Source organism: Clostridia bacterium (genome assembly GCA_028698525.1).
Taxonomy (GTDB): domain Bacteria; phylum Bacillota; class Clostridia; order JAQVDB01; family JAQVDB01; genus JAQVDB01.
Genome location: JAQVDB010000110.1, coordinates 1 through 3,957 on the forward strand (window position 1 = coordinate 1; position 3,957 = coordinate 3,957).

Genomic DNA, 3,957 nt, shown 5'->3' on the forward strand with positions numbered 1-3,957 from the left:
TCCATCAGAAATCCTGCCACAATTAAAATTAAAGACAAAAGCATAAGGATTATAGTCAATATTTTGATTTCCCTGTTTCGAAAAAAAGCCATACCATTCTCCTATATTTGATATCCCAGTCCTCGGACAGTTTTGATGATAGTCGGATTTTGGGGATCATCTTCTATTTTTTCCCGCAATCTTTTGATATAGACGGTGAGGGTGTTATCATTTACAAAGTCTCCGGATACATCCCATATGCTTTCCAAGAGTTGACTGCGGGTTAATACACGTCCTTCGTTGTTGATCAAGGTGAGCAAAAGTCGGTATTCCAGTGCCGTTAAGAACACATCCCTGCCTTTTTTCATGACTTTACCCTCTGTAATATTTACAGTCACATTCCCATAATGCAAAACAATATCTTCTCCGGTGGCTTTTCTTGTCCTCCTGAGGATGCTGCGGATCCGGGATTGAAGTTCTCTTATCCTGAAGGGCTTTGTAATGTAGTCGTCAGCCCCTATATCCAGCCCCATTACCACACTGCCTTCGTCATCTCGGGCAGTCAAAAATATTACAGGGGTATCATTTTTTTGTTTGAGTTTTTTACAGATATCAAACCCGTTTCCGTCAGGGAGTGTAATATCCAGTATTGCAAAGTCGAAATCCTGAGTTGATATTTTCTCCAAAGCAGATGAGGCATCATAACATATGGTCACATGGAAACCTTCTTGAGTCAGTGAATATTCTAGGCCGATGGCGATGGTTTTATCGTCTTCCACCAAGAGCAGATTCATGTCGTTTGTGTTTGATGCATACATAGAGATCTCCTTTTTATTAGAATTCATATCGGAAATATAATATATCATCAATTATATCATAATATAGGTTTCAACTATTATCTTGATTTAGCCGGTTCTATATTTATTTTGTTGCCTCTTATTTTACTGTTTTTCATTATACTGAGCACTTCCTTGGCATATTCCCTAGGAACCTCTACAAAGGTGTATTTATCAAAAACATCAATGGTTCCGATCAATTTGCCCGAAAGACTTGTTTCGCCTGCAATGGCTCCCACTATATGCTTTGCACCCACCTTGTGATTTCTGCCTATATTTATAAACAATCGAACCATTCCGTCTTCTGCCCCTGTATTGTCGTATTCATGGTTGAGCTCCACATCTTTTTTATTCTCTTCATTTATTGACATTTTGAGCAAAGCGGCTGCTATATCGATAGAAGTAAAGTCTTCTGTAGAATCTTCTTTGAGTATTTTTTCTATCAAATTAACATATTTTTTCAAGCCGCCTTCTTCTATCACATCTTTAACTTTTTCTAAAAAGTTATTTATCTTTATTTCTTCCACATCGCTTATAGAAGGTATATCTTGGCGTTTGATCTTTGTCTTGGCATATCTTTGTATGGTTTTAAGCTTGTAGATTTCCTTTCCTACTGCAAATGTAAAAGCTCTGCCGGTTTTTCCTGCTCTTCCGGTCCTTCCAATTCGGTGAACATAATATTCTTCATCCTGGGGTATATCATAATTGAATACTGCTTCGATATTTTCCACATCTATACCTCTGGCTGCCACATCGGTAGCTACTAATATTTCCACATTCCCGTTTCGGAATTTTGCCATCACTTTGTCCCTCTGGGGTTGTTTTAGATCCCCATGCAGCCCGTCTGCAAAATAACCTCTGGCCTGCAATTGAATTACTAACTCGTCCACCTTCCTTTTAGTATTGCAAAAAACCAATGATAATTTGGGGTTATACATATCTATCAATCTGCACAAAGCCTCTAGTTTGTTTGTGGGCTTTACTTCAAAGTAGAGCTGTTCAATGCTGGGAACGGTCAATTCCTTGTGCACCACTTTTATTATCAGAGGGTTTTTCTGATATTTATTTCTCAGCTCTAAAATTTGCTGGGGTATTGTAGCAGAGAACATGACTGTTTGTCTTTTGGAGCTTGTCCCCTGTAAAATAGTTTCAATATCTTCTCTAAACCCCATATCCAACATTTCATCTGCCTCGTCAAGCACAACCATATTGACGGTGCCCATCTTCAATGTTCTGCGGCGCATATGGTCCATTATTCTTCCCGGAGTGCCGATGATGATCTGTACACCTTTTTTCAATGCCCTTATCTGCCTATCTATAGGTTGACCACCGTAAACCGGCAAAATCTTTATATTCTCTTTATATTTAGAAAGTTTTCTAATTTCTTCAGCTGTCTGTATGGCTAATTCCCTGGTAGGGGACACAATCAAAACCTGAGGTTTGTTATTTTGTTTGTCCACTTTTTCCAATATTGGAATGCCGAAGGCCGCTGTTTTTCCTGTCCCTGTTTGAGCTTGGCCGATTACATCCTTTCCTTGTAATATATGCATGATAGACCTTGCCTGAATGGGAGTTGCTTCCTCAAATCCCATATCCTCGATGGCTCTTTTTATTTCCTTTGATAAATTTAAATCTTGAAATTTCATTTTTTCACTTCCTTCTGTTTGTTTAACTTCTTCATTATATATTTACTATTTATAATATGCAATTTTTTATGCACTGCACAAGGGGACGGTCCTTTTGTGTTGTAGTAGTCATTGTTTTATGCTAATATTAATTAGAGGTGATTCTAGTGCCAAGAAAAGTGAGGGAGAAAAGCAGTACAGGGATATATCATGTGATGCTCAGGGGGATAAATGGACAAACAATATTCAAATGCAATGAGGATTATGAGGATTTGATTCAAACGCTTAAAGAGTATAAGCGAAAGAGCGGGTATGAAATATATGCCTATTGCTTGATGAGCAACCATATACATTTATTAATCAAGGAGATAAAAGAGGATTTGGAGATAGTTTTTAGGAGAATAGGGGCAAGGTATGTATACTGGTACAACTGGAGATATAAAAGAAGTGGGCCTTTATTTCAAGGCAGATATAAAAGTGAGGTAGTGGAAGATGATCAATATTTTTTGACGGTGATGAGGTATATACACCAAAACCCCATTAAAGCAGGGATTGAGAAGGATATAGCAAGATATCCCTGGAGCAGCTATAATGAATATCTGGGAAAGAAGGGCATATGTGACACAGAGTTTGCATTAAGCCTTTTTTCTCATAATGAAAAAAGGGCGATATCATTGTTTAAAGAATTCAATATCCAAGAAAATGATGATGAGTGTCTGGAATATAAAGGACCGGTGAGGCTAAACGATGAAGAGGCTACAAAGATGATAATCCGGATAGCAGGGGTACAAAGGCCGAGGCAAGTGCAGGATTTTGAAAAAGGGAAAAGGAATGAAGTTATTAAAAAATTGAAGGATAGCGGATTATCTATAAGGCAGATAGAACGATTGACGGGAATCAGCTTCGGTATAATAAGGAGTATATAGCAACAACACAAGGGGACGGTCCTTCTGTGCACTTTTAAAAGAAAAATATTTGTGATATAATTATGGATGGAACATCTGAATATGAATGTCTTCAGGGCAGGGTGAAATTCCCGATCGGCGGTAAAGTCCGCAAGCACACTGGTGCAGAAATGGTGAAACTCCATTACCGACAGTTACAGTCTGGATGAAAGAAGGCGTATTGAAATTAACACCTGAAAGACATGTCTTTCAGGTGTTACTATTTTATTCAGGAGAGATTTAAAATGGATAACAAAACTAAAAAACTTACAAATCTGGCTATGTTGAGCGCTATCGCTTATATCGTCATGGTGGTAGGGCGTATCCCTATTGTACTTTTTTTAAAGTATGATCCCAAAGATGTCATCATTGCTATCGGAGGGTTCATGTATGGACCTTTGTCAGCATTTGTTATTTCTGCAGTGGTATCGTTTGTTGAGATGTTTACAGTAAGCGATACCGGAGTAATAGGATTGATTATGAACATCATATCCAGCTGTTCTTTTGCATGTACAGCAGCCTATATATACAAAAGGAAGCGCACTTTAAAAGGTGCAATAATAGGCCTTATCA

Annotated in this window: 4 protein-coding genes and 1 riboswitch; of the genes, 2 read left to right on the forward strand and 2 right to left on the reverse strand. The window is 38.1% G+C overall.

The genetic code is table 11. The features are described from left to right. Window positions 1-101: 101 nt before the first annotated feature. Both PHP06_10710 and PHP06_10715 read right to left on the reverse strand, forming a co-directional pair. A complete protein-coding gene (locus tag PHP06_10710) occupies window positions 102-773 on the reverse strand; it encodes a response regulator transcription factor (GenBank protein ID MDD3841011.1) in 672 nt (223 codons plus the stop codon). A 101-nt stretch (window positions 774-874) separates the two neighbouring features. After that, window positions 875-2,461: a DEAD/DEAH box helicase gene (locus tag PHP06_10715; GenBank protein ID MDD3841012.1), complete on the reverse strand. Its 1,587-nt coding sequence runs from the start codon at window positions 2,459-2,461 to the stop codon at window positions 875-877. A gap of 146 nt (window positions 2,462-2,607) precedes the next feature. Between PHP06_10715 and PHP06_10720 the strand changes: the two genes are divergently transcribed. Beyond that, window positions 2,608-3,366, forward strand: a complete 759-nt coding sequence (locus PHP06_10720) for a transposase (GenBank protein ID MDD3841013.1) — start codon at window positions 2,608-2,610, stop codon at window positions 3,364-3,366. Between the two features lie 83 nt (window positions 3,367-3,449). After that, window positions 3,450-3,566, forward strand: a riboswitch (FMN riboswitch). Between the two features lie 63 nt (window positions 3,567-3,629). Next, window positions 3,630-3,957, forward strand: a 328-nt coding sequence (locus tag PHP06_10725; GenBank protein MDD3841014.1) for an ECF transporter S component, incomplete at its 3' end; no start/stop codon positions are given.